Raw genomic sequence first — 24,992 nt, 5'->3', positions numbered from 1 at the left:
TTTGGCACCCTTCCCTGCTTCCAAACACTAATTTAGACTGGAAATAATATATGTCAGGCGCTAAAGAGATTCGTACTAAAATTGGATCGATTAAGAATACGCAAAAAATTACTTCTGCGATGGAAATGGTTGCAGCGAGTAAAATGCGTAAAGCGCAAGATCGTATGGCATCATCACGTCCTTACGCGGAAAAAATCCGTAACGTGATTAAGCATATCGCTCAGGGTACTCCTGAGTATCGTCATGCTTATATCACAGAACGTGACATTAAACGTGTAGGATATATCGTTGTATCAACAGACCGAGGTTTGTGTGGTGGTTTAAACATTAACTTGTTTAAAGCAGCGCTTAACGACATGAAAAAATGGTCTGAGCAGGACATCGAAGTTGATATGTGTCTGATCGGCAGCAAAGCGACTAGCTTCTTTAAGAAGTTCGGTGGTTCAGTTGTTGCTAAAACTTCAAACTTGGGTGATACACCGGAGATTGAAGATTTGATCGGTGCAGTGAAAGTGATGTTAAAAGCCTACGACGAAGGTCGCATTGATCGATTATTTATCGTAACGAATGAGTTTGTAAACTCGATGACGCAAGATCCTAAGGTAGAGCAACTATTGCCACTACCGGTTGGTCAAGATGATGAATTGCGCCATCACTGGGACTACTTGTACGAGCCAGAAGCTAAGCCATTATTGGATAAATTAATGGTGCGTTTCATTGAGTCTCAGGTTTATCAGGCAGTTGTAGAAAACATAGCATGTGAACAGGCAGCACGAATGGTGGCGATGAAAGCTGCTTCGGATAACGCCGGTGATCTTATTGATGACCTTGAGCTTGTTTACAATAAAGCACGTCAAGCAGCTATTACTCAAGAGTTGGCTGAGATTAGTGCTGGTGCAGCTGCGGTTTAATACATTACTTTTTCGTAAAGTAGAAAGAGAAGTTTTTAAAAGCTTAAGATTGAGGAAATCAATATGAGCACAGGTAACATTGTAGAAATTATCGGCGCGGTTATCGACGTTGAGTTCCCGCGTGATAGTGTTCCTAAGGTTTATGATGCACTAACAGTAACTGATACAGGCCTAACGCTTGAAGTTCAGCAGCAGTTGGGTGACGGTGTTGTGCGTTGTATCGCGATGGGAGCATCAGATGGTTTACGTCGTGGATTAGAAACAACGAATACTGGCGCGCCAATCCAGGTTCCTGTGGGTACAGAAACCCTAGGCCGTATCATGGACGTGCTTGGTGACCCAATCGATGAGAAAGGTCCTATCGGTGAGAAAGAACGTATGTCTATTCACCGTAAAGCACCAACTCTTGAAGAGTTAGCACCAGCTAACGAACTTCTTGAGACAGGTATTAAGGTTATCGACTTGGTTTGCCCATTCGCTAAAGGTGGTAAAGTTGGTCTGTTCGGTGGTGCTGGTGTAGGTAAAACCGTAAACATGATGGAGCTTATCCGTAACATTGCGATTGAGCACTCAGGTTTCTCAGTATTCGCTGGTGTAGGTGAGCGTACTCGTGAGGGTAACGACTTCTACCACGAAATGACTGACTCAAACGTAATCGATAAAGTATCTCTAGTATATGGTCAGATGAACGAACCACCGGGTAACCGTTTACGTGTTGCTTTGACTGGTTTGACTATGGCGGAAAAATTCCGTGATGAAGGCCGTGACGTACTATTGTTCGTAGATAACATCTATCGTTATACTCTAGCAGGTACAGAGGTATCAGCACTACTAGGTCGTATGCCATCAGCAGTTGGTTACCAGCCAACTCTAGCTGAAGAGATGGGTGTACTTCAGGAACGTATTACTTCAACGAAGACTGGTTCGATTACATCGATTCAGGCTGTATACGTACCTGCGGATGACTTGACTGACCCTTCTCCAGCTACTACGTTCGCACACTTGGACGCAACTGTTGTATTGTCACGTCAAATTGCTGAGCTAGGTATTTACCCAGCAGTTGATCCTTTAGACTCTACTTCTCGTCAGCTTGATCCGTTAATCATCGGTAACGAGCATTATGATGTAGCTCGTGGTGTTCAGGGTGTACTTCAGCGGTATAAAGAGTTGAAAGATATTATTGCGATTCTTGGTATGGACGAGCTTTCTGAAGAAGATAAGCAGACTGTATCACGTGCACGTAAAATTCAACGTTTCTTGTCTCAACCATTCTTCGTAGCAGAAGTATTTACAGGTGCTCCAGGTAAATATGTATCACTTAAGGATACGATTTCTGGCTTTAAAGGCATCCTAAATGGTGAATACGATCACTTGCCAGAGCAAGCGTTCTATATGGTTGGTTCTATTGAAGAAGCGGTTGAAAAGGCCAAGAATCTTTAATGAACCCTTGCTTGTTCTCTAAGAAAGGGGGAGACTGATGGCAATGACAGTACATTTGGACATCGTTAGCGCAGAGAGCTCAATTTTCTCAGGAAAAGTTGAACGCTTGATTGCAACGGGTGAACTTGGTGAGCTAGGTGTTGAACCTGGCCACGCTCCCCTGCTAACGTCATTAAACCCGGGTCCAGTCAAAGTGACTCTACCTGGAGGTGAGGTCGAGCTATTCTTCGTTTCTGGTGGAATGTTAGAGGTTCAGCCGCACATAGTAACGGTACTGGCTGATACAGCAATCAGAGCAGAAGATGTGGATGAAGCGAAAGCTTTAGAAGCAGAACAGGACGCTCGCGAAGCTCTGTCTGATCAGAACTCTGAAATTGAGTATTCAAAAGCGGCTGCAGAGCTTGCAGAAGCTGTTGCTCAATTACGTACCTTACGAGCGATTAAAAAGAAAAGTGGTAAGTAAATTTACTTTTCTTGCGATCAAAAAAAAAGGTGGCTCTAGCCACCTTTTTTTATACCTATAACTTATTGAGAGTCCGGAGTTAAGCAAGGTTCAACCATATAACTTGGCATACTCTGAACCTGCAATAACATACTATCTAGCTCGGCTGATAAACCAAGATGGCCGTCACCAATGCTACCGCCTGCAGCAAAACTAATATTATCCCAATCATTTTGCGATGCATTTGCAGCTGTTAACGACACGGAGTTTTGTAAGACGCCGTTATTGTTAACATCCAAATTCTCACTTGCCGTGCCAGATAACCAAACACCATTTCTTCTGACACTATATTCATCAAGATGACTTTCGGTTGTGCCACCATAGCCAGACATTGCGGAAAATTCGTTGATGGTAGAGCTTACCGCGTTAATTTTAAGTCTGGAATAATCAACGATACCCGTTGTTCCATTGATAGTTAGTCCTGGCATCTGATAATCGTAGCTCATCACACTGATGTAGTTAAGCTTTCTATTTGCGTTTTCATTACCACCATGACGGAGGCCAAGGTTATGACCAAACTCGTGCATTAAAGTACCAGCTTGTTGCTGTGTAGTCCCTCCCGGGGTTGGCCATGCGCCCAAAGAAACAACAAAGTCATGTGCAGGGATACCTCTCGAGATACCGCTATAACCTGCGCTTAAAATCTGATCGGCAAATAAAGCATAATGGAAAAGTTTGTCGCGGCGCGTTTCAAAGTACTTGTTTTTAATAACATCAAAATCGGACCACACAGGGTTAAGATCAGGATCAACATCAGCTGAAGCAATTTGGTCATCTAGATGGATGGCTAAGGTTATACCTGTGCTGCCATCAGGATTATTTACTGGCGCATCTGCAAATGACTGAATAACCTGATCTAAAGCTGCTTGGTCGGGTTTAAAGTCAGCATAGTAATCAGCTTCAATGAGGACCGTTTTTCGTAATGGATCAGCGCCATAGTAACGAATATCGACGCCGTCATAGCCAAAAATTTCAGCAGCGTCACTTAGTCGATCCCCATCAGTATCACTATTATAAGGGTCTGTACCATAACGGGTTTCAGCGTCATTACAGATAGTGTCACCATCGCTGTCGATACTTCCATATGGGCATAGATAAACGATTGGGGTTTCACTTATCTGATAATCGGCGCCGTCATAAGTGACAGTCCTGTATTTTGGCTTATGGTAAAAGGTTCTTGAGTAATAACCAGGTTTACTGACCCTTAACGTAACAGCTTCTTGTCCATTGGCGGGTAAAATCAATTTAGTATTGGCGTCACCATTGCGATCACCATAAGCATCAAAGACATATAAACCGGAACTGTCAGTAGCCTCGGGAAAACCGCAGCCATTGCCATAACAGTTACCGTTGATGACGCTGACTTTAGCGGCCTGAATTCCAGAGCCAGTATTTGCATCTTGTACCGTACCGTAAATACAGCCATTTATTAACGCTGTCGAAGCAGCGAGAATTAGTAATTTTTTCATTTCATTCTCCTTTGAAATCCGATTACTAAAGCTTCTTCATGAAGCGCTTTAACTTTAAGTGGTTGTAATAATTGAAAAAAGCAGTAAATACTTAAAAAAAAGTAAGAGATCGCTGAAAAAGGGTTAAGGGGTTGAGTCAAATTTGAACTTTGATGTTAGAATAGACGCTTAAATTTTTTTAACTAAAACAATTATGGCATTAAGTGTAGTGATATTAGCAGCGGGAAAAGGTACCCGCATGCACTCTAAGTTGCCCAAAGTATTACACCCTATAGCTGGCCGCGCGATGGTTCAACACGTAATCGACACGGCAAAAAAACTGTCACCTAGCCAAGTCATTGTGGTTGCTGGACACGGTATTCAAACCGTAAAACAGAACCTGGTCGAAGAAGATGTTCAAATTGTTGAGCAAGCTGATCAGCTTGGCACAGGACATGCAGTTGATCAGGCGCTTCCAGAAATACCGGATGAAAATCAAATATTAGTTTTGTATGGAGATGTGCCTCTCATTCAGAGCTCAACACTGGAAAGCCTGCTTAAGGCTCAGCCACAGTCAGGAATTGGCTTACTAACGGTAAAATTGAATGACCCAATGGGGTATGGTCGGATTATTCGTAACCAGAACGGAGACGTTACCGCCATAGTCGAGCAAAAAGATGCAGACGATGAACAGCTGTTAATTAATGAAGTGAACACCGGGATATTGTGTGCTCAAGCAAAATCATTAAAACAATGGTTATCTAACATCGATAACAACAACGCCCAGGGTGAATACTATCTTACTGACTGTATCGCCATGGCAGCTCAAAGCACTGGTGTACAGGCCTGGCACCCCGCTTCTGAAATCGAAGTTGAGGGTGTTAATAGTCGAGTACAGTTATCTCAACTTGAAAGGCGCTATCAGTTAGCAAAGGCACAAAGCCTATTAGAAGAAGGGGTAACATTAATCGACCCTGCTCGACTTGATATTCGTGGAGACCTTGCTTGCGATAATGATGTCTTGATTGATGTAAACGTTATTATAGAAGGCAAGGTGAAGATAGAGTCCGGAGCGAAAATTGGAGCCAATGTTATTTTGAAAGATTGTGTCATTGGCGCTGAGACCGAAATAAAACCGAATACGATGATAGAAAACGCGGACATTGGTAAACGCTGTTCGGTTGGACCGTTTGCAAGAATACGGCCTGGCACAAAACTCGAGGACGAAGCTTTCATAGGAAACTTTGTCGAGACAAAGAAAGCAACCCTTGGTAAAGGCAGTAAGGCTAGTCATCTGGCATATCTAGGTGATGCTGAAATTGGACAGGAAGTAAATGTGGGTGCGGGAGTTATTACCTGCAACTATGATGGAGCCAATAAATTTACAACACGCATAGAAGATGGTGCTTTTATCGGTTCAGATTCACAGTTAGTTGCACCAGTTACCATCGGTCAAAATGCGACTATTGGTGCTGGAACAACGGTAACTAAAGATGTGGCGGCAGAGGAATTATGTATTAGTCGTTCGCCGCAAAAACATATTTCTGGATGGCAAAGACCAATAAAAAAATCAAAAGAGGAAGGTTAAGAATGTGCGGAATTGTAGGTGCCATAGCACAAAGAGACGTCAGCGATATATTAGTAGAAGGATTGAAACGGCTGGAATACCGAGGTTATGATTCTGCGGGAGTAGCCATTTACCATGATGAGCAAATCGAGCGAATTCGTCGAGCCGGTAAAGTTTCTGAGTTAAAGGAAGCGCTAGCAGCAAACCCTATCCAGGGAGGTCTTGGTATCGCTCACACTCGCTGGGCTACGCATGGCGAACCTAATGAAAAAAACGCTCACCCGCATATGTCTGAAGACAATATTGCTTTGGTTCACAATGGCATTATCGAAAATCATGATGAGTTAAGAGATGAGTTGAAAGGAAAAGGATATCGTTTTGAATCGGATACGGACACGGAGGTTATAGCACACTGCCTGCACGAAGCCTTGAAGGAACACGATACAATGTTGAAAGCCTTATTAGCTACGACTAAGAGGTTAAAAGGTGCTTACGGCACTGTTGCGATTGACGCAACACAGCCGGATAAAATGGTGGTGGCTCGTTCAGGCAGTCCTCTGGTTATAGGAAAAGGAATTGGAGAATACTTCGTAGCTTCTGATCAGCTGGCCCTCCTTCCGGTGACACGAGAGTTTTTATATTTGGAAGAAGGTGAAGTCGCAGAGGTGCGTCGGGACGGAATTACACTGCTTAATAGTGACGGTGTAGAAATTAGTCGTGAGTTCGAAGTATCAGACCTACAGCATGATGCGGTGGATAAAGGTAAATACCGCCACTTTATGTTGAAAGAGATTTTTGAGCAGCCAAATGTTGTTGCTGAAACTCTAGAGGGTCGTGTTGTTGATCACCAGGTATATATTGAAACCTTAGGTGAGAATGCTACTAAAGTTTTTGAGCAGCTGGATGCAATTCAAATTATAGCCTGTGGCACAAGTTACCATGCGGCGTTGGTAGCTAAATACTGGATAGAACATTATTTAAAGCTCCCCTGTCTAGTGGAAATAGCAAGTGAGTATCGCTATAGGGAAACGGCAGTATTGCCTAATAGTCTGTTTGTAACTATTTCACAATCAGGTGAAACAGCGGATACGCTAGCAGCTTTAAAAAAATCAAAGGATGAAGGCTACTTGGCCAGTTTAACGGTTTGTAACTCCCCTGCTTCTTCAATGGTCAGGGAGTCAGACCTGACCTTGCTAACGAGAGCAGGCGCAGAAATAGGAGTGGCTTCAACCAAAGCATTTACAGCACAGCTGGTATCGTTACTGTTATTAATGATTTCGATAGGTAAAGCTAAAGGAATGAAGTCATCCATAGAGCACGAGTTTGTTGAAGCGCTGGAGCATTTACCGCATGAGATTCAGCTGGCACTGGATCAGGCCAAGGAACTGGAAAAGCTGTCCGGGGCATTTGCTGAGAAACATCACACCTTATTCCTTGGACGTGGACAGCAATATCCGATCGCCATGGAAGCTGCCCTGAAGTTGAAAGAAATATCATATATACACGCTGAGGCTTATGCCGCAGGTGAGTTGAAACATGGTCCGTTAGCCTTGATCGACAAAGAGATGCCAACCGTGGTAGTTGCGCCGAATGACAATTTGTTGGAAAAGTTGAAGTCCAATGTAGAAGAGGTTCGCTCCCGAGGGGGGTCGCTCTTTGTTTTTGCTGATAAGTCAGCTAATATTCAGGCTTCAAATGGTATAACGGTATTTCCGGTAGACAGTCAGTATGCCATTACAGCGCCTATGGTTTACACCATCCCAATGCAGTTGCTGTCTTATTATGTAGCAGTAATCAAAGGCACTGACGTCGATCAACCAAGAAATTTAGCAAAATCAGTTACCGTAGAGTAACGCGGAGAAATGAATGACCCTAACAAATAAGTTATTTGCGACCCTTATGACTTTGTCCCTAGCCCTTACTGGTTGCTCTGAAAACGACGAGGAACAGAAAAAAGATAAAGTCACTCTAGAAGCTCCTGTATATTCGGTAAAAGAGGGTGTGGACTATACGGTAATAGCGGGTAAGGAAGCTACTAAGGAGCCGGTGGTATACGAGTTTTTCTCTTACACCTGTCCGCATTGCTACAACCTGGAACCACTGATGGTCAGGTGGAAAGAAAATGATAAACCGGATGCGGTGACATTCGAACAAATCCCCGTATTTATGGCACAGGTCTCACATTTAACATACGGTTATTACACGGCCGAAGAGTTAAAAGTTAAAGATAAGGTTCATCCTTTAATATTTGACGAGTGGCACAGAAAGAAAAATATCATTCGAAATAAAGAGGGCCTAATACCGATATTTAAACAGGTAGGCGTTTCAAAGGAAGAGTTTGAAGCAGCGTACAACTCTGCCGCGGTACAAGCGAAGGTGGATCGAGCGCGACAGATGATGCGTGAGTTTTCAATCATGAGCTTTCCGCAGTTGATAGTGAATGAAAAATTTAAGGTGACCTCTTATGAGAATATTAATGAAATGCTGGGAACCTTTGCGATAGGTAACACTCAATAAAGCAATATTAGACCCATTTGAAGATGAGGATATTTATGAAAGTTAAGAATATATTATTGATGGCTGCGGTGACATTGTTATCTTTGGCTTGGAACACAGGTAATGCAGAAGTTAAAGAAGGTAAAGATTATTCTGTACTAAGCGGCAAAAAAGCCAGCTCAAAACCACATGTTTACGAATTTTTCTCTTATCACTGTGGTCACTGTTATAACGTAGAGCCTGTTTTGCAAAAATGGAAGAAAAATGAGAAGCCTGAAGAAGTAAAGTTCGAGCAGGTACCGGTGTTTATTGAGCATATGATCTATGCCTACTACACAGCCGAGGCACTGGGTATTAAAGAGGAAGCTCATCAAGCGTTTTTCTATAAGTGGCACGTTGAAAAACAACCTATTAAGGATAAAGCGGCATTAATACCAATCTTTGAAGAGCTAGGTGTAAAAGAAGCAGATTTTGAAAAAGCCTATAACTCTTTCGGTGTTGCAAACAAGGTTCAGTATGCCAACAAATTGGCCAGAGACTTTAAAGTGACTTCTACCCCTACTCTTATGGTAAACAAAAAATATAAAGTAGAAAGCTTACAGAATTTGAGTGAATTACTGGGTCCTTTCGCGCTAGAAAATACAAAATAAATAGATTGGTCAGTCGTTTTACTATTTTAAAATGCCAGTGTTCACTGGCATTTTTTATGGTTATACTAAAGTAGCAAAATAATAAACAGCAATCGCTGTGTCATTGATAAATTCACGTTATAACATTAGTACGAATATGACCAATCAAGAAACAAAGCCTGTATCAAAAGGTAAGGAAGTTCGTTCAAACCCCAGGAAAGTTAAACTAATCCGTACGTTAATAGGGTTGTTTGCGTTTCTCCCTGGAGTTGCGGGAAGAGCTTTTGCGAGGTTATTCGCACTACTGTCGAAACTGTTCAAGACACGGAGCTATACGACATCCCTGACTAACTTAACCATTTGCTACCCCGACTATTCAGACAAAAAAAGACAACAGCTGGCTAAGAAGAGTCTTCAACATACCGGAAGGTTGTTTTTTGAGGTCGCAAAGATATGGAGAAGCTGCCAGGGAGAAAAGTTTTTGGGCGCCGTTGAGGGAGAAAAACGGATGCAGCGAAGTCTGGCTGAGGGCAAAGGGGTTTTATTCACCGGGGCTCATATAGGTAACTGGGAGGTTGCTTTATACTATCTTGGGAAAAACTTCCCATTTTATTGTATGTACCGCCCTCCTCGGCAGCTGGAAATGGACGAGGTTATTACTAAAGGACGCTGCCAGAATCAGACGGCAATGGTGAGGGGTGATAGTCGCGGTGTAATGGAACTGATAAAAGCGTTAAAAGAAGGTAAAGTTGCAGCGGTGCTAAGCGACCAGGAACCTGGGCGTGGCGCCGGGGTTTTTGTTCCTTTTTGTGGTAAAGAGGCGTTGACAATGACATTGGTCCAGAAAATCCACCTTAAGAGTCATGCCGATCTCTATCAAATTGCTGCAATCCGAAATGATCAAGGTCAATATGACATTAAAATTGAGGCGATCGATTTGGATCCTGAAATTGGCGAGTGTGAATACGCAAAGCAAGTCAATGCAAAGCTTGAGGATATGATCCGGCGTTATCCTGAGCAGTATCAGTGGTCTTACAAGCGCTTTAAAACAACAGAGTGTGGTGGCGCCAACCCCTATCGTCGATGATCATCGACGCCAGAAGTATGGCGTGAATAAGACCAGCAGTGTAAATATTTCCAGTCGACCTAATAGCATGGCGAAACTTAGAACATATTTCGTAAGGTCGTTCAGCCCACCATAATTAAGAGAAACTTCACCCAAACCAGGCCCGAGGTTATTCATTGTTGCTGCGACTGCTGAAAAGGCAGTAACCTGATCCAGTCCCTGTGACAGCAGAATAAACATGAATATCACAAAGAACATAATGTAGGTGGCGAAGAAACCCCAAACTGCATTAACAATACGATCGTTAACCGATTCTTTTCCAAGCTTGATGATGAACACGCCGCTGGGGTGGATAAGACGCTTGATTTCCCGGAACCCTTGTTTAAATAAAAGGATGATTCGGATTACCTTCATACCTCCTGAGGTAGAACCTGCACTACCGCCAGGGAAGCTGACGAAAATCAGCAGTACAGATATGGCTAAAGGCCATAAATAATAGTCAGTTGTTGAGAAGCCTGAAGATGTAGCGAAGGAAACCGTATGGAACAGAGTGTGTAAAAAAGCTTCGTAGAAGGACGTATAGTCATGATCAACCAAAAGTACTATTGCGCCAACCAATCCTACGGTCAGTAGGATCATGGTATAGACCCTAAACTCAGGATCTCTAAGATAGGGCGTCATGCTGAGTTTCCGCACAGCGAAAAAATGCAGTGAAAAATTTACGCCGCCCAGGAACATGAACAGAATGCACAGCATTTCAATCAGGTCACTGTCAAAGTAACCGATACTGTCATCGTGGGTGGAGAATCCACCCGTTGCGATGGTGCTAAAGCTGTGACCTATGGCATCAAAGGCAGACATTCCTGCCAGCCAATAAGAAATTGCACAGGCAATGGTTAACCCAACATAAATGAACCATAACGTTTTGGCTGTACCTGCGATACGCGGGGTCAATTTCGAGTCTTTAATCGGACCCGGTGTTTCAGCGCGATAAAGCTGCATACCACCGATTCCCAGCATGGGTAAAATTGCTACCGCTAACACGATGATACCCATACCGCCAAGCCACTGTAACTGCTGACGATAGAATAGAATCGAGTGAGGTAACTCATCTATGCCACTGATAACCGTTGCACCGGTAGTAGTGATGCCTGAGAAAGATTCAAAAACTGCATCCGCCAGCGATAAAGCATGATTTTCTATCAGCATAAAAGGAAGCGAGCCAAAAAGGCTTAGCACTGTCCAGAACAGCGATACAACCAGAAAGCCATCCCGAATTTTTAGTTCTTGTTTAGCATGGCGCTTCGAAAAGAAAATTACAAAACCAGAAATTAACGAGAGTATAAAAGTTATAAAGAATGCGCTTCCGCCACCATCCTGATAGATCAAAGCCACCACACTGGGCGGAATCATGGTCAAGCTGAACACCATGATCAGAAGGCCTAAAATACGTGTAATGGTGGCAAACTGCATTAAGCGGTCCTAGAAATAAGTAACGTTGACCTGGAACAAACGCTCAACGTCCTGGATATAGCCCTTGTCGACCATAAAGAGGACGACATGGTCATTTTCACGGATGATCACGTTGTCATGGGCAATAATAACCTGTTCATCCCGTACGATTGCACCAATAGATGTACCCGGGGGTAAGGCCAGCTCACTGATGGTTCTTCCAATAACCGAGGAGGTTTGTTCATTCCCTTTGGCGATAGCCTCAATGGCTTCTGCAGCGCCCCGTCGTAACGAGTAGACGCTGGAAACATGACCGCGACGGATATGTGTCAGTAAACTGCCAATGGTCACCTGTTGTGGAGAAATAGCGATATCAATCTCATGACCCTGTATTAAATCAACATAGGCTGTACGGTTGATCAGTACCATGGTTTTTCGGACACCTAGCCGTTTTGCAAGCAAGGCTGACATGATATTAGCTTCATCGTCATTGGTGACAGCAATGAATAAATCAAACTCACTGATGTTTTCATCATTGAGGAGATCTTCGTCAGAAACATCACCCTGTAGTACTAAAGTATCTTCAAGGTTGTTGGCTAGCTCTTCGGCACGATGAGGGTCTCTTTCAATAATTTTAACCAACATTTTCTTTTCGAGCTTTTTGGCTAAGCCTTCACCGATATTACCTCCGCCGGCAATAATAACGCGCTGGTATTTTTTCTCGAGCCGCTGAAGCTCGCTCATTACCGAACGAATATGCTTTTTGGCTGACAGGAAGAATACTTCGTCATCGGCTTCAATGACGGTGTGGCCAGTTGGGACAATAGGGCGTCCACGACGGAAAATAGCGGCAACACGGGTATCGACATTGGGCAGATGCTGCTTAAGTTCTGACAAAGCATTGCCTACCAGAGGCCCACCATAATAGGCTTTAACAGCGACCAATCGCAGTAGACCTTTAGCGAAATCAAGAACCTGGAAAGCCCCTGGATTATCTACCAGGCGCTCAATGTATTCTGTGACCAGGCGTTCCGGACTAATAACAACATCAACCGGAATGTGCTGATGAGCGAAAAGGTTATCATTGTTTAGGTAATTACTTGCACGAATTCGAGCAATCTTACTTGGAGTTTGATACAGGGTATGAGCAATTTGACAGGCAATCATATTGACTTCATCGCTGCTAGTCACAGCAACCAACATATCACTATCATCAATGCCGGCATTTTCAAGAACATCTGGAAACGCCGCATGACCGACTATAGTCCTAAGATCAAGATGATCCTGAATATAACGCAAGCGTTTCGGATCGGAATCGATAAGCGTAATGTCGTTATTTTCACCTTCTAAGCTCAATGCAAGGCTGGTGCCGACTTGTCCGGCGCCGAGGATTATGATTTTCATAACGACAAATTGGTAACCTTATTCTTACGTTATCTGTTGCTTATGCTAACGCTAACGGCGTCTGATCGGAAGGCTTTTTTGAGCTTTTGGGTTTTAATATCAGGGATTTAGCGTAAATATTGATAACTGGCACCTTGAAAGAGAGACCTTATGTAACTGCTCAGGCGGTTTTGTGCAGCAAGGCATAGTAAAAGCCATCCATATCTTTTGTACCAGGCAAAATCTGACAGCCAATATTGCTGCTACTAATATTGACCAGCTCCTTTGGTAATTCAGAAAGCTGACAATCCTCAGTCTTCTTTAGGAAATGACTAACTTGCTGACTGTTTTCCTCAGTCAGTATAGAGCAGGTAGCATATAACAGCTTGCCACCCGGCTTTAATGCCTTCCAGGCACTTTCTAGGAGTTGTTGCTGGATAGTAACCAACTCTGCAATATCTTCTTCCCGTCGGAGTAATTTAATATCTGGATGACGGCGTATTACACCTGTTGCACTACATGGAACATCAAGCAGAATAGTGTCGTAATATCCGTTCTTGCCCTGCATGAAATGTAGCGCATCTTCAGCATGGATATCTGCGCTTAGTTCAAGACGTTCAAGATTTTCCTGGATTTTGAAACAGCGCTGAGGATCTATATCAACAGCATCTAGATGAAGTTTATTATTGGTTTGCTCTAACAGGTGGGCAGTCTTTCCACCAGGCGCAGCACAAGCGTCTAAACTATATGCTCCAGGTCTGGGGGCTAACAGGATAGCTGCCATTTGTGCCGCCGCATCCTGAACGGAACAAAGACCCTCCTCGAATCCGGGTAGCTGCTCTACCGGGAGTGCGGAATTAAGAATAATCGAGGTATCTGCAAGAGGATGCAATAAATGCTCAATGCCAGCTTCATCTAAAAGGTTGGAATAATCCTGGCGGGTTAATTTGCTAAGGTTCACCCGCAGTGACATTGGAGCCTGTTGGTTAGAGGCTTCTAGAATGGATTCTATCTGACCCTTATAGACAGGCTTAATTTTATTGATAAGCCAGTCGGGAGTCGAAAACTTTGTGTCCCAGTTTTTATTCAGCTCGTCCATGATTGAAGTTTGCTGACGAACAAAATTTCGCAACACCCCATTAATTAACTTGGCGGCCCAGTCTTTTTTTAATTCACGGCAGGCGTTAACAGTCTCACTCAAAGCGGCATGATCGGGAATCCGCGTATATTCCAGTTGGTACAGTCCAACGATCAGCAAGCACAGCAGATCGCGATCTTTGGGCTTGAAGGGTTTACGTAGGAGTTTTTCTGTTGCAGCTTGCATACGCAGGAAGTATCGACAGCTGCCAAGTACCAGAGCTTTATAGAGCGAGGTATCATTTGGGTTGCTAAACTCATACTGAGCAAGGACATCATTGGCTGAGTGGCCCTTGAAAGCTATTTCATGAAGGCTGATCGCAGCCTGGCTACGGATTTGGTGAGCGTTGAGTATAGGCATGAGCTACTTACGCCTGAGGGTCTGAAAATTTAGCACCCACGGCAAGCAGAGCCTGATTTTTAGGAGCATTTAATAAGTCGCGAACCGACATTTTTCGTGAGCCTGGTAACTGCAGTTCGCTTAATAGGAGCTGGTGATGACCACAGCTAACCTGGATTCCGTTTTTGTCTGCTTTGACAATTGTCCCGGGTGCCTTATTGGTATCTTCCGCAAGAACGCTCCCCTGCCAGACTCGAATCACTTTACCATCAATTAAAGTCTGGGCCACAGGCCAGCTATTAAACGCCCTGATTGTAAGCTCTATTGAGGTGGCATCCATAGACCAGTCGATAAAAGCTTCCTGTTTAGTTAATTTATGGGCGTAGGTAGCTAATGTGTCATCTTGGGGTATGGCTTTGAGATTATCTTCAGCTAAAGCATCCATTGTCTCGATCAGGAGGTCGGCTCCCTTCACCGCTAATTTATCATGGAGTGTTGCACCGGTGTCATCAGCAGAAATCGGGGTTGTGGCTTTACTCAGCATGGGACCAGTATCGAGTCCAGCCTCCATTTGCATAATGGTAATACCTGTCTCCGTATCACCAGCCTGAATGGCTCTCTGAATTGGCGCGGCACCACGCCAGCGGGGAAGCAAAGAGCCGTGAACATTAATGCAGCCTAACCGAGGGGTATCAAGTACGGATTGAGGTAAAAGCAAGCCATACGCAGCTACAACCATTACATCAGCGTTAAAACTGGCCAATAGCTTCCGATCTGTTTCAGATTTAAAATTTAGTGGCTGCTCAACGGGTATACCATGCTCAAGCGCCAGCTCCTTAACAGGACTCATATGAATTTTCTTGCCGCGACCAGACTGACGGTCGGGTTGAGTATAGACGGCAACCACCTCGTGCTGAGAGTTAATCAAACCCTGCAGGCTGGAGGCTGCGAAATCTGGCGTGCCAGCAAAAATAACTTTTAGAGAAGCGCTCATAAGCAAGTACTTACTTTTTGTTACGGTGTTGTTTTTCGAGGGCTTTTCGAATTCTATTCCGTTTTAGAGGTGATAAATAGTCAACAAAAAGTTTGCCTTCTATATGATCGTGCTCGTGTTGAATGCAAACGGCCAATAAACCATCAGTTTCAAGCTCGAACTCCTCTCCGTGACGATCCTGTGCTTTTACTACGACTTCATTGGCTCTTTGGACTTTGGCATAAACTCCCGGAAATGATAGACAGCCCTCTTCCATCTCTTCAACACCCCGCTTCTCGATAAACTGCGGATTGGCAAAAACCAGCGGCTCACTCTTATCCTCGGAAACATCAATAACAAATAGGCGCTTATGATAATTGACCTGAGCTCCTGCTAAGCCAATGCCAGGGGCATCGTACATGGTCTCGAACATATCATCGACCTGCTGCTGAAACTCTTCACCAAAATCAGTAACGTCAGTTGCTTTGGTTCGTAAGCGTGTATCTGGAAACTCTAAAATCTCTAATTTAGCCATGGATTATCACTGTTAAACTTACAATTAATGTCGTATTGATAAATATATTGGGGCGATCATAATCAATTCGACCCGGAATGACCATTTTTAGGGGAAAAAAAAGGCATTAAAACCCCGAAAATAATGAATAGACTGTGATTAAGTTGTAGTAATCTGCTAAGAATTGTTGATAAGATGATGATCCTTAAAGACTTTAGATGGTCTACGTTTGGGTTTTGGCTGTTTCCCTTGGCTATGTTTCGCGGTATATTCGGGGTATAGTGAGCCAATGGGATCCGACTACCAGTAAATTACAAAGGAAAGCCATGAAAAAAATACTTACAGCAGCAGCTGCAACAGCAGCTCTATTTTTGGGGAGTATCGCGCAATCAAGTCAGGAAGTGGAGCTTCGTGCAGATCATCCTGATACTTACGTGGTCGAAAAAGGTGATACCTTGTGGGATATTTCAGGTCGATTTTTAACCAAACCTTGGAACTGGCCTGAGATTTGGCATGTTAATCCACAGGTAGAAAATCCGCACCTCATTTATCCGGGTGACATCCTGAAACTGGTCTATATTGACGGCAAACCATATCTGGTTAAAGCGTCTGATGGCACCATCAAACTCCGCCCGAAAGCTCGTGTTCTCTCTGAAGGAGACGCGATTACTACCATACCAATGGAAATCATCCGACCGTTCCTGATTAATGAGCTGGTGGTGGATGATGCTTCTATCTTCGATGAGGCTCCATACGTTGTGGCGTTAGCAGAAGAGCGAGTTATCAGCGGCGGTCTCGATGATAGATTGTATATAAGAGGTCTGGACGCAGGTCAGGGCTCATCCTATGGTATTTACCGTCAAGGCAAAGAGTATCGCGATCCTGTAACTAATGAGTTGCTAGGAATTGAAGCACGCTATCTGGCTAATGGTGAAGTTATCAAAGAAGGCGATCCAGCAACATTGGATGTTAAAAAGTCCAAGCTGGAAGTGCTGAGGGGTGACGTTGCACTTCCTCGTACTGAAGATCCTATGCCTCCACTTTATGCTCCACGTGCTCCAAAAACAGATATAGAGGCACAGCTTATCTCAGTCTATGGTGGTGTATCTCAAATTGGACAATATCATGTTGTAACGCTGAACAAAGGCGAGCGTGATGGCCTGGAAGAAGGTCATGTGCTGACAGTGTATCAGCGTGGAAAAAAGGTTATTGATCAGGTTGCAGAGAAGCGTGGCGAAGAAGATCCTTATGTGACATTGCCTGAAGAGCGTGCAGGAACCCTGATGGTGTTCCGCACTTACGAGAAGGTAAGCCTGGCCTTGATCATGGATGCTGAACGTCCAATGCACTTATTCGATGTGGCTAGAAATCCATACTAGAAAGTATTTAGCAGCTATTGTTATATTTAACTGGCCTTGTCGTGATGACAAGGTCAGTTTTTATTGGCAACAACAAAAAATAAAGAACAAGATAAAATCATGGAGTACAGGGATATGACTCATGACGAGAAACGAGCCTGGCTGGCTCTGTCTCACATCAACATCAGCAGTAATAAGCTACAACAATTTCTTGAAAGATACTCTTCAATCTGTGAACTCTTTGAATTGTCAGAAAAGCAACTGGTCCAACTCGGTTTCAGAGCAGGACTGAAAGAGCGTCTAGATAATGTCACAGACGATATCATAGAGCATGACCTGAGCTGGTTTGACAGTGATAATAAACATCTCATTCCGTTTAACAGTCCTGACTACCCTGCATTGCTGAAAGAAGTAGAGTCAGCTCCTAAGTTGCTGTTTGTGCAAGGAAACAAAGAGTTACTCAATCAATACCAGATTGCAATTGTGGGTAGTCGCAACCCGACTCCACAAGGTAAAGAAAATGCTGCTAACTTTGCTAAGACGCTGGCACAGGCCGGTGCGGTGATTACCAGCGGTATGGCTTTAGGTGTGGATGGGTGCGCTCATCAGGCAGCTTTAGATCAGGGTTTACCTACAGTTGCTGTGGCAGGAACGGGGCTGGATAGAGTTTATCCGGCCAGTCACAAAGATATGGCACAAGACATTGTTGAACATGGCGCACTGGTGTCGGAGTTTGCCCTAGGAAAAGGGGTCCGTGCATCGCACTTCCCCGCTCGTAATCGAATTATTGCAGGAATGAGCCTTGGTACTCTGGTGGTAGAGGCGGCGATAAAGAGTGGATCGCTAATTACAGCTAGACTGGCGATGGAGCAAGGGCGTGAAGTGTTTGCCATACCGGGTTCAATTCATAATCCTTTGGCACGTGGCTGTCATGCACTGATTAAACAAGGGGTTAAGCTGGTAGAGACGGCTGAGGAAATTATTGAAGAACTGCAAGCGCTGGCATTATGGCAGGCACAGAGTTGGCAGACATCAAATAATCTGGGTGGAGGAGAAACACAAAAGAGATCGAGTAATGAGTTTGAGTTAGACGATGATTATCAGAAGCTTATGCAGGTCATCGATTACGACACTACCTCCATGGACAGCATTATTGATCGATCGGGACTTGAAATAGATGTAGTCAGCCATATGTTATTACTGTTAGAATTAAATAACCATATTGTGAGTGTGGCAGGCGGTTATCAGCGCCGGTCTGACTGAAGAAAGCAGAACTTCGGCACACTTAGCAAATGGCACAACTGGCTTTTAATGGGCGTTTAGCCTGGAAAAGAGAGTTCAATGAAAGAAGACGTACTCGACGTACTACTTTATATCTTTGAAAACTTCCAAGACGAAGAAAACAACCACATTCTGGCGAATGATACCTTGGTCGAAGCTCTGGAAGACGTTGGTTTTACTGACGGTGAAATAAAAGGAGCTATCGATTGGTTAGACGGTTTAGTGCTTGCTACCTCAGAGAGCTTTAAACCAACGCCAGAAGCAAGCCAATCAATCCGTCTCTTCTCGCCGCAGGAACAGTTGGTATTAACCCCAGCCGTTCAGGGCGCCATTATGTACTTCGAACAAAGAGGCATTCTCGATGCTCATGCACGGGAAATGGTCATTGATCGAATGACTGCACTTGGTCAGCAGGAAGATGAAGAAGTGGCTTTGGAGCGATTACGCTGGGTGGTGATGATGGTCTTGTTTAATATGCAAGATCGTGATGCAGAATTCGCCTGGGTTGAAAACTTAGAGAAGGGTTCTCAAGCTCACTAGATAACTCCTGGAGTTCTGGAGCTCGGGTTCACTGATCACAGCGGCCATTCGCCGCAACTGTTAAGGCCATGACCAGTTAACCGCTTGAACAAACAGAGCGGTTCCACCTTAGTCATATCATTGTCGGAGTTAGCGACAAACCTGATATTTACTCAATTTTTACACGCAGATAACGGCAATGTACCGTTAAAACTCGTACAATCCCACTAAGTTGATATTAAACCTAAAACCGTATTATTTGTGCTAACCATTGATATTGGACCAATTAGTTTACCTTTTGAACGCTTGTTGTTTTTATTGAGCCTGGTAGTGGCTTTAGTAGTAGCCGGTTTGGTCGGAAAGCGAAAAAAGGTGGTAGCCAGTGGACAAATAGCAAACATTGTTATTGCATCATTTGTGGTGGCGCGAGTAACTTTCGTTTTACAGTATTTTGAAGAGTATCAAGCTAATTGGCTGGCAGTAATGGATATCAGAGACGGTGGTTTTAGTCTTTTGGCTGGTGCAATTACCGCAGCAATTATAGTGGCTATTTATCTGTGGCGAGAGCCAACAAAAAGGGTAACATTAATTTCCGGCATCAGTGCCGGCCTATTATTTATAGGTTTAACCCAATTTGGACTTTGGGCTATAAATGATACAGCGCAACAGTTGCCACGTGTGATCTTGATGGACAGCAAGGGCCAGGCCATAGACCTTGCAGACGTTGAGAGTGGAAAACCCAGAGTTATAAATCTTTGGGCAACCTGGTGCCCTCCCTGCAGACGTGAAATGCCAATATTGGAACAGGCACAACAACAGTATCAAGACTTGGGATTTGTCTTTGTCAATCAGGGAGAGCACAGACAGGCAGTAGAAGAATATTTGCAAAGGGAAGGCCTTGGCCTGAGTAATGTGTTGGCGGATCCGCGAACGACTCTGGGCAACTTGTTAGGTAGTAGAGCCTTGCCGACAACGCTCTTTGTCGATGCAAATGGAAAATTAAGGGATGCGCATCTAGGGGAGTTATCCAGAGCAACACTAAAGGCAAAAATTAACCAATTAACACAGAACTCAACAACATATTCTGAGGAATAGTTTTTATGAACAAGATTGCCCTGAGCATGGCTTTAATGCTGGCACTAATATCCGGCTGTAATGATGATGCAGCTAAGAAGGATTCAGTGGTAGATGATAGCAGCATTAACTCTGAACAAGGTGCTTTGGAACGAAGCAAACAATATCCGGCACCCATCGAAAGTATTATTGAACAGGGTGTCGAAATTATCGATACATTCGACGCTCCGGCGGGAATGATGGGCTATGCAGGGATGATGCGTGGTCAACCCTTAGCTATATATGTCACAAAAGATAAGCAGTATGCCATCGTAGGGACTTTAATCGATAAAGAGGGAGTTAATCTTACTTCAAAAGTGATGGAAGATTTAGTTGAAGGGCCACGTATGGCCAGGGCATGGAAGGAGCTGGAAGACAGTAACTGGATAGCTGATGGTAAAGATGATGCGCCGGTAACAATCTACACATTTACTGATCCAAATTGTCCTTATTGTTATAAATTCCGCGAAGCAGCGGATCCCTGGATTAAGGCTGGTAAGGTACAGCTTAGACACATCATGGTAGCCATATTACGCAAAAGTAGCATGGATAAAGCGGCAACCATTATGGGTAGTAAGGACCCGGAAACTATGTTGCAAAAGCATCATGAGCAATTTGACCAGGGTGGTATAGAAATAGATCCCGAAGCTATAGAAAAAGGTCAGGTTCGAGTTCAGTTAAATACCAACATGATGCAGCGATTAGGTTTTGGTGCTACGCCAAGTTCTCTTTTCAAAGATAAAGACGGTAAAGTTAAGGCAATACAGGGACTACCTCAGGATGAGGTTCTGGAAACAATGATGGGTAGCCCTAAACCACAGTAAGTTGCACGGATAAAGCTAAAAAAAGCACCAGAGACTGTTCATCGTTTTTCTGGTGCGATGTTTTTAATGTCCTGAGAGAACACCTCATGCTGCTGTGGATCGACTGGTTTATAGACAACTTTATCACTGGCGGGGTGTTTGCTTAAGTGGTTACCGTCTTTCCAGTTAGTCGCGGGTCTGACTGGTCTTGGTGTAAATCCGCCCCCGCAGTTGGGACAAACATTCAAAAGAACCTTTTCAACACAATCCCGACAGAAGGTGCATTCGAAGGTACAAATCATTGCTTCCGTTGAGTTTGGTGGGAGTGGTTTATTACATTGTTCGCAGCTGGGTCTGAGTTCTAACATGAGGCTCCTTATTATTCTCCTGAGCATACCTGCAGCGGTAATATACCAGCTAAACAATAACCTAGCTAGACTACAGAGCTCTAGAAAACTGTTATAGTTCTAAACATCTACACAAAGGCACGCTAACTCTGTAAAATTCGGACAGATTTGTAAATTTGAACAATATTGGAACGAGTCGGGAATAGTGAATATTCCACTCGAACAGCATGCCAAATTTAACAGGCGGTGGTTAACTCATTGAGCTATATTAACGACTTTCATATTCACAGGGCCGTACAGCTTATGCAACAGGATGGTGTGATTGCTTATCCAACAGAAGCTGTTTTTGGTTTGGGCTGTCTCCCAGATTCTGACCAGGCAATACAACGAATTCTTGATATTAAAAATCGGCCTTGGCATAAAGGGTTGATATTAGTGGCAAGTGAAATACAGCAGGTAGAGCCTTTTATTGATCCGGAGGCTTTAGATTTGTTGGCTTGTTTCGATCAATACTCGGGCCAGCCAGTGACCTGGCTGTTACCAAGAGTGGATACCATGTCTCCACTAATTTGTGGCCGTCATCCGAAAATCGCTATCCGCTTAAGTCAAAATCCACATATTCGGGCCTTATGTGATAAAGCTGGTTCAGCCATAGTGTCGACCAGCGCTAATAGAGCGGGACAGCCTGAAATGAAAAGCCCCGAAATGATACGAAATCATATGATGACTCAACTGGATATGGTGGTAGCGGGACCGCTCGGCGGTTACGATCGACCGTCTAAAATTATTGACGCACAAACGCAGCAGGTATTACGAGATTAAGCACGTTTGTGCGAAGAGGTAGTATGCAAAATATAAGTGTTGAAGCAGTAAAAAGTTATTTGCTCAAATTGCAGGACGACATTTGTCGTCAGCTGGCAGAGGAAGACGGCGAAAAAGATTTTATTAAAGACGAATGGCAGCGTGCCCAGGGTGGTGGCGGTCTGACGCGCGTAATGGAAGACGGTGCCGTGATTGAAAAAGGCGGCGTCAATTATTCCTACGTTGAAGGCACTAATATGCCAGCGTCAGCTACAGCGCACCGACCTGAATTAGCGGGAAGAAGTTTTAAGGCAATGGGCGTGTCGCTGGTGATCCACCCAAAAAATCCTCATGTCCCTACTTCTCATATGAATGTTCGCTTTTTTATCGCCGAGAAAGAAGGAGCCGACCCAATCTGGTGGTTTGGTGGCGGCTTCGACCTGACGCCCTACTATGCGATTGAAGAAGATTGTCGCTTTTGGCATCAGGTAGCGAAAGATGCCTGCGATCCATTCGGTGAAGAGTGTTATCCAAAATATAAAAAATGGTGCGATGATTATTTTTACCTCAAGCACCGTGATGAACGCCGAGGTATTGGTGGCCTATTTTTCGATGACCTGAATACCGAAGGGACTGCTTTTTCAGGTGAAGGCTGGGATTTTGAGCAATGCTTTGCCTTTATGCAGTCTGTGGGTGATCATTACATCAAGGCTTACCGACCGATTTTGAACAAGCGTAAAAATATGGCATTTACGGAAGATGAGCGTGACTTTCAGTTATACCGCCGAGGTCGTTATGTGGAATTCAATCTGGTCTGGGATCGTGGCACCTTGTTTGGATTGCAGACCGGTGGACGCACAGAGTCCATATTGATGTCACTACCCAGTATGGTTAGCTGGCGCTATAACTGGCAGCCAGAACCCGGTTCACGCGAAGCCGAATTAACAGAATATTATTTAAAGCCAAGAGATTGGTTAAGCCAGTAAGGTGGATAAAATGAATAGTGGTTTTTTTCCAAGTCGCCGTTTACGCCGTACTAGAGCACAGGCGTTTAGCCGAGACCTAGTGCGTGAGAACAGCCTTTCGGCGAAAGATTTTATTTATCCGGTGTTTGTGCTGGAGGGTGATAATCGCAAAGAATCAGTCGCATCGATGCCCGGTGTTGAACGCAAAACTTTAGATCTGTTGCTCGAAGAATGTGCTGAAGTGGTTGAGATGGGTATTCCGGTGATCGCCCTCTTCCCAGTCATTGGTAATGACAGAAAATCACTGCAGGCGGAAGAAGCTTATAACCCTGAGGGGCTGGTGCCAACTGTAGTAAAGGCGATTAAGGCTCAATTTCCACAGTTAGGGGTTATGACCGATGTGGCGCTTGATCCTTATACTTCACATGGTCAGGATGGCATCATTGATGATGAGGGGTATATCCTTAACGACATCACAAAAGATGTGCTGGTTAAGCAGGCCTTATGCCATGCACAGGCTGGGGCCGACATGGTGGCTCCTTCAGATATGATGGATGGTCGTATCGGCGCTATCCGTGAGGCACTGGAAGCAGGTGAGTATGTAAACACTCTTATCATGTCCTATGCTGCTAAATATGCGTCCAGCTTTTATGGACCCTTCCGAGATGCCGTGGGTTCCGCTGGTGCACTGGGTAAGGCGGATAAGAAAACCTACCAGATGGATCCGGCCAATAGCGACGAAGCGCTGCATGAAATAGCACTGGATATCGAAGAAGGCGCCGATATGGTCATGGTTAAGCCGGGCCAGCCTTATCTGGATATTGTCCGTCGGGTTAAAGACGAATTTAAGATGCCAACATTTGCCTATCAGGTCAGTGGCGAGTACGCCATGATTAAGGCCGCAGCGGCTAATGGCTGGCTGGATGAACAAGCTATTGTCATGGAGTCGCTGTTAGGATTTAAGCGCGCCGGTTGCGATGGCATCCTGACCTATTTTGCTAAAGATGCCTCTCGTTACCTATCTGAAAGCGAATAACAGGCATTAATTTGACGGTTATCTTAAACGCTATCATTCCGGTTGCACTGGTCGTGCTAATCGGGGTGGTATTGGTTAAATGGCGCCTGGTCCGAAATGAATTCTTTGACGACCTATCAAAGGTCGTCTTCAAAGCCTTTGTACCGGTTTTCCTATTCGTTAATGTTTATGAGACGGGACTGGAGGATATCGGCACTACCCTTTTCTCTTACTTTGTTCCGGTACTGGCGGTGTTTATTGTACTGGCTCTAGTATTCAGTCATCGCATAGCCTTAACCTCTACTTTTTCCAATAATGTCTTGGTTGGCATTCCGGTTATTTTGTCCGTAACAGGTCAAAAAGGGCTCGTCATCAGTCTGGCGGTGATTTCGGGTCACAGCCTGATATTGTTTTCCACCTTTTTTCTATTCTCTACCCGGGTCAATGTCACTCCATCGAAATTTAAAGCTGCGTTGAATATTTTCAGTAACCCAGTGATTCTGGGTGTGGTACTAGGGTTACTATTTAACCTGTTCGAAATTCCTATTCCGAAACAGCTGTTCAAGCCGCTGGAAATGATTTCGGATGCAGCATTACCGTTGGCACTTATTATTCTTGGCAGTTCGCTGGCATCGTTAGGCGGAATAAATCGTACTGTCATAACTAAAACAGTGATGGTGACAACGATTAAGCTTATTGCCCTGCCCTTTGCAGTGTTTATCTTTGGTTATTGGGCAATGGGTTTAAATCAGACCCAATTGATGTCATTAACCATACTAGCTGCATGCCCGACCGGTATCAGCGTTATGCCTTTCGTCGAGGCCGTAGAATCGGAGAGGAAGGTTGCTCATAACGCTATAGCGTTAAGTACGTTGTTGTCGGTGATTACGATTCCGACTACGATATGGCTGGTGCAATCCTTCTTTTAAAGA

24 protein-coding genes are annotated in these 24,992 nt (G+C 44.3%); 17 read left to right on the top strand and 7 right to left on the bottom strand.

From position 1 onward, the window contains the following. Positions 1–50 precede the first annotated feature (50 nt). The 3 genes from atpG to KS2013_RS11700 all read left to right on the top strand — a co-directional run bounded on the left by atpG (position 51) and on the right by KS2013_RS11700 (position 2,814). Positions 51–911, top strand: coding sequence for a F0F1 ATP synthase subunit gamma (atpG, locus tag KS2013_RS11710; RefSeq protein ID WP_068994170.1), 861 nt, complete (start codon positions 51–53; stop codon positions 909–911). A 63-nt stretch (positions 912–974) separates the two neighbouring features. Continuing rightward, positions 975–2,351: a F0F1 ATP synthase subunit beta gene (gene atpD / locus KS2013_RS11705; RefSeq protein WP_068994167.1), complete on the top strand. Its 1,377-nt coding sequence runs from the start codon at positions 975–977 to the stop codon at positions 2,349–2,351. A gap of 37 nt (positions 2,352–2,388) precedes the next feature. After that, the gene (locus KS2013_RS11700) at positions 2,389–2,814 is read left to right on the top strand and encodes a F0F1 ATP synthase subunit epsilon (RefSeq protein WP_068994163.1); all 426 of its coding nucleotides are present in this window, start codon (positions 2,389–2,391) and stop codon (positions 2,812–2,814) included. Positions 2,815–2,876: 62 nt separating this feature from the next. Here the strand turns inward: KS2013_RS11700 and KS2013_RS11695 are convergent, their stop codons facing one another. Beyond that, positions 2,877–4,322, bottom strand: a complete 1,446-nt coding sequence (locus KS2013_RS11695) for a peptidase associated/transthyretin-like domain-containing protein (RefSeq protein WP_068994160.1) — start codon at positions 4,320–4,322, stop codon at positions 2,877–2,879. Positions 4,323–4,515: 193 nt separating this feature from the next. On the opposite strand from KS2013_RS11695, the gene glmU reads away from it, so the two are divergent. The 5 genes from glmU (at position 4,516) to KS2013_RS11670 (ending at position 10,080) form a co-directional block, all read left to right on the top strand. Beyond that, positions 4,516–5,889 (top strand): bifunctional UDP-N-acetylglucosamine diphosphorylase/glucosamine-1-phosphate N-acetyltransferase GlmU, encoded by a 1,374-nt coding sequence (glmU, locus tag KS2013_RS11690; protein ID WP_068994157.1) that lies wholly within the window; start codon positions 4,516–4,518, stop codon positions 5,887–5,889. A gap of 2 nt (positions 5,890–5,891) precedes the next feature. Continuing rightward, positions 5,892–7,721: a glutamine--fructose-6-phosphate transaminase (isomerizing) gene (glmS, locus tag KS2013_RS11685; RefSeq protein WP_068994154.1), complete on the top strand. Its 1,830-nt coding sequence runs from the start codon at positions 5,892–5,894 to the stop codon at positions 7,719–7,721. 13 nt (positions 7,722–7,734) lie between these two features. Then, positions 7,735–8,385, top strand: coding sequence for a thiol:disulfide interchange protein DsbA/DsbL (locus KS2013_RS11680; protein ID WP_068994151.1), 651 nt, complete (start codon positions 7,735–7,737; stop codon positions 8,383–8,385). 35 nt (positions 8,386–8,420) lie between these two features. After that, complete coding sequence (locus tag KS2013_RS11675; protein WP_068994148.1) at positions 8,421–9,014, top strand: thiol:disulfide interchange protein DsbA/DsbL; 594 nt, start codon at positions 8,421–8,423, stop codon at positions 9,012–9,014. Positions 9,015–9,150: 136 nt separating this feature from the next. Next, the gene (locus KS2013_RS11670) at positions 9,151–10,080 is read left to right on the top strand and encodes a lysophospholipid acyltransferase family protein (RefSeq protein WP_068994145.1); all 930 of its coding nucleotides are present in this window, start codon (positions 9,151–9,153) and stop codon (positions 10,078–10,080) included. On the opposite strand, the gene KS2013_RS11665 is transcribed toward KS2013_RS11670, so the two are convergent. The 5 genes from KS2013_RS11665 to def form a co-directional block, all read right to left on the bottom strand. After that, the gene (locus KS2013_RS11665; RefSeq protein WP_068994142.1) at positions 10,081–11,532 is read right to left on the bottom strand and encodes a TrkH family potassium uptake protein; all 1,452 of its coding nucleotides are present in this window, start codon (positions 11,530–11,532) and stop codon (positions 10,081–10,083) included. Positions 11,533–11,541: 9 nt separating this feature from the next. After that, positions 11,542–12,915: a Trk system potassium transporter TrkA gene (gene trkA / locus KS2013_RS11660; RefSeq protein WP_068994139.1), complete on the bottom strand. Its 1,374-nt coding sequence runs from the start codon at positions 12,913–12,915 to the stop codon at positions 11,542–11,544. A gap of 160 nt (positions 12,916–13,075) precedes the next feature. Beyond that, positions 13,076–14,392, bottom strand: coding sequence for a 16S rRNA (cytosine(967)-C(5))-methyltransferase RsmB (rsmB, locus tag KS2013_RS11655; protein ID WP_068994136.1), 1,317 nt, complete (start codon positions 14,390–14,392; stop codon positions 13,076–13,078). A gap of 7 nt (positions 14,393–14,399) precedes the next feature. Continuing rightward, positions 14,400–15,365: a methionyl-tRNA formyltransferase gene (gene fmt / locus KS2013_RS11650; protein WP_068994133.1), complete on the bottom strand. Its 966-nt coding sequence runs from the start codon at positions 15,363–15,365 to the stop codon at positions 14,400–14,402. Between the two features lie 10 nt (positions 15,366–15,375). Further along, entirely contained in the window at positions 15,376–15,879 is a 504-nt protein-coding gene (def, locus tag KS2013_RS11645) for a peptide deformylase (RefSeq protein WP_068994129.1), read from the bottom strand. A 305-nt stretch (positions 15,880–16,184) separates the two neighbouring features. Between def and KS2013_RS11640 the strand changes: the two genes are divergently transcribed. The 5 genes from KS2013_RS11640 to dsbG all read left to right on the top strand — a co-directional run bounded on the left by KS2013_RS11640 (position 16,185) and on the right by dsbG (position 20,953). Beyond that, entirely contained in the window at positions 16,185–17,237 is a 1,053-nt protein-coding gene (locus KS2013_RS11640; RefSeq protein ID WP_068994126.1) for a LysM peptidoglycan-binding domain-containing protein, read from the top strand. Between the two features lie 63 nt (positions 17,238–17,300). Further along, positions 17,301–18,479: a DNA-processing protein DprA gene (gene dprA, locus KS2013_RS11635; RefSeq protein WP_228703680.1), complete on the top strand. Its 1,179-nt coding sequence runs from the start codon at positions 17,301–17,303 to the stop codon at positions 18,477–18,479. A 78-nt stretch (positions 18,480–18,557) separates the two neighbouring features. Then, positions 18,558–19,037 (top strand): DUF494 family protein, encoded by a 480-nt coding sequence (locus tag KS2013_RS11630; RefSeq protein ID WP_068994123.1) that lies wholly within the window; start codon positions 18,558–18,560, stop codon positions 19,035–19,037. A gap of 240 nt (positions 19,038–19,277) precedes the next feature. Then, positions 19,278–20,111 carry a TlpA family protein disulfide reductase gene (locus tag KS2013_RS11625; protein ID WP_068994120.1) on the top strand — a complete coding sequence of 278 codons (834 nt, stop codon included), beginning with the start codon at positions 19,278–19,280 and terminating at the stop codon, positions 20,109–20,111. Positions 20,112–20,116: 5 nt separating this feature from the next. Continuing rightward, positions 20,117–20,953: a thiol:disulfide interchange protein DsbG gene (dsbG, locus tag KS2013_RS11620; protein WP_083217846.1), complete on the top strand. Its 837-nt coding sequence runs from the start codon at positions 20,117–20,119 to the stop codon at positions 20,951–20,953. Positions 20,954–20,991: 38 nt separating this feature from the next. Here dsbG and KS2013_RS11880 read toward each other — a convergent pair whose 3' ends face one another. Then, complete coding sequence (locus KS2013_RS11880) at positions 20,992–21,300, bottom strand: DUF1272 domain-containing protein (RefSeq protein ID WP_071890194.1); 309 nt, start codon at positions 21,298–21,300, stop codon at positions 20,992–20,994. A 237-nt stretch (positions 21,301–21,537) separates the two neighbouring features. On the opposite strand from KS2013_RS11880, the gene KS2013_RS11615 reads away from it, so the two are divergent. From KS2013_RS11615 to KS2013_RS11600, 4 genes are read left to right on the top strand one after another with little or no spacing between them, the layout of a single operon-like run. Further along, positions 21,538–22,101 carry an L-threonylcarbamoyladenylate synthase gene (locus KS2013_RS11615; protein WP_083217845.1) on the top strand — a complete coding sequence of 188 codons (564 nt, stop codon included), beginning with the start codon at positions 21,538–21,540 and terminating at the stop codon, positions 22,099–22,101. 23 nt (positions 22,102–22,124) lie between these two features. Continuing rightward, a complete protein-coding gene (gene hemF, locus KS2013_RS11610; protein WP_068994114.1) occupies positions 22,125–23,066 on the top strand; it encodes an oxygen-dependent coproporphyrinogen oxidase in 942 nt (313 codons plus the stop codon). A gap of 10 nt (positions 23,067–23,076) precedes the next feature. Then, positions 23,077–24,081 carry a porphobilinogen synthase gene (hemB, locus tag KS2013_RS11605; protein WP_068994110.1) on the top strand — a complete coding sequence of 335 codons (1,005 nt, stop codon included), beginning with the start codon at positions 23,077–23,079 and terminating at the stop codon, positions 24,079–24,081. A gap of 11 nt (positions 24,082–24,092) precedes the next feature. Next, positions 24,093–24,989 carry an AEC family transporter gene (locus KS2013_RS11600; RefSeq protein ID WP_068994108.1) on the top strand — a complete coding sequence of 299 codons (897 nt, stop codon included), beginning with the start codon at positions 24,093–24,095 and terminating at the stop codon, positions 24,987–24,989. The last annotated feature ends 3 nt before the right edge of the window (positions 24,990–24,992 follow it).

This window comes from Kangiella sediminilitoris (genome assembly GCF_001708405.1).
In the GTDB taxonomy this organism is placed as follows: Bacteria; Pseudomonadota; Gammaproteobacteria; order Enterobacterales; family Kangiellaceae; genus Kangiella; species Kangiella sediminilitoris.
Note: the sequence above shows the minus strand (reverse complement) of the source record. Positions and strands in the feature narration are given on the sequence as shown.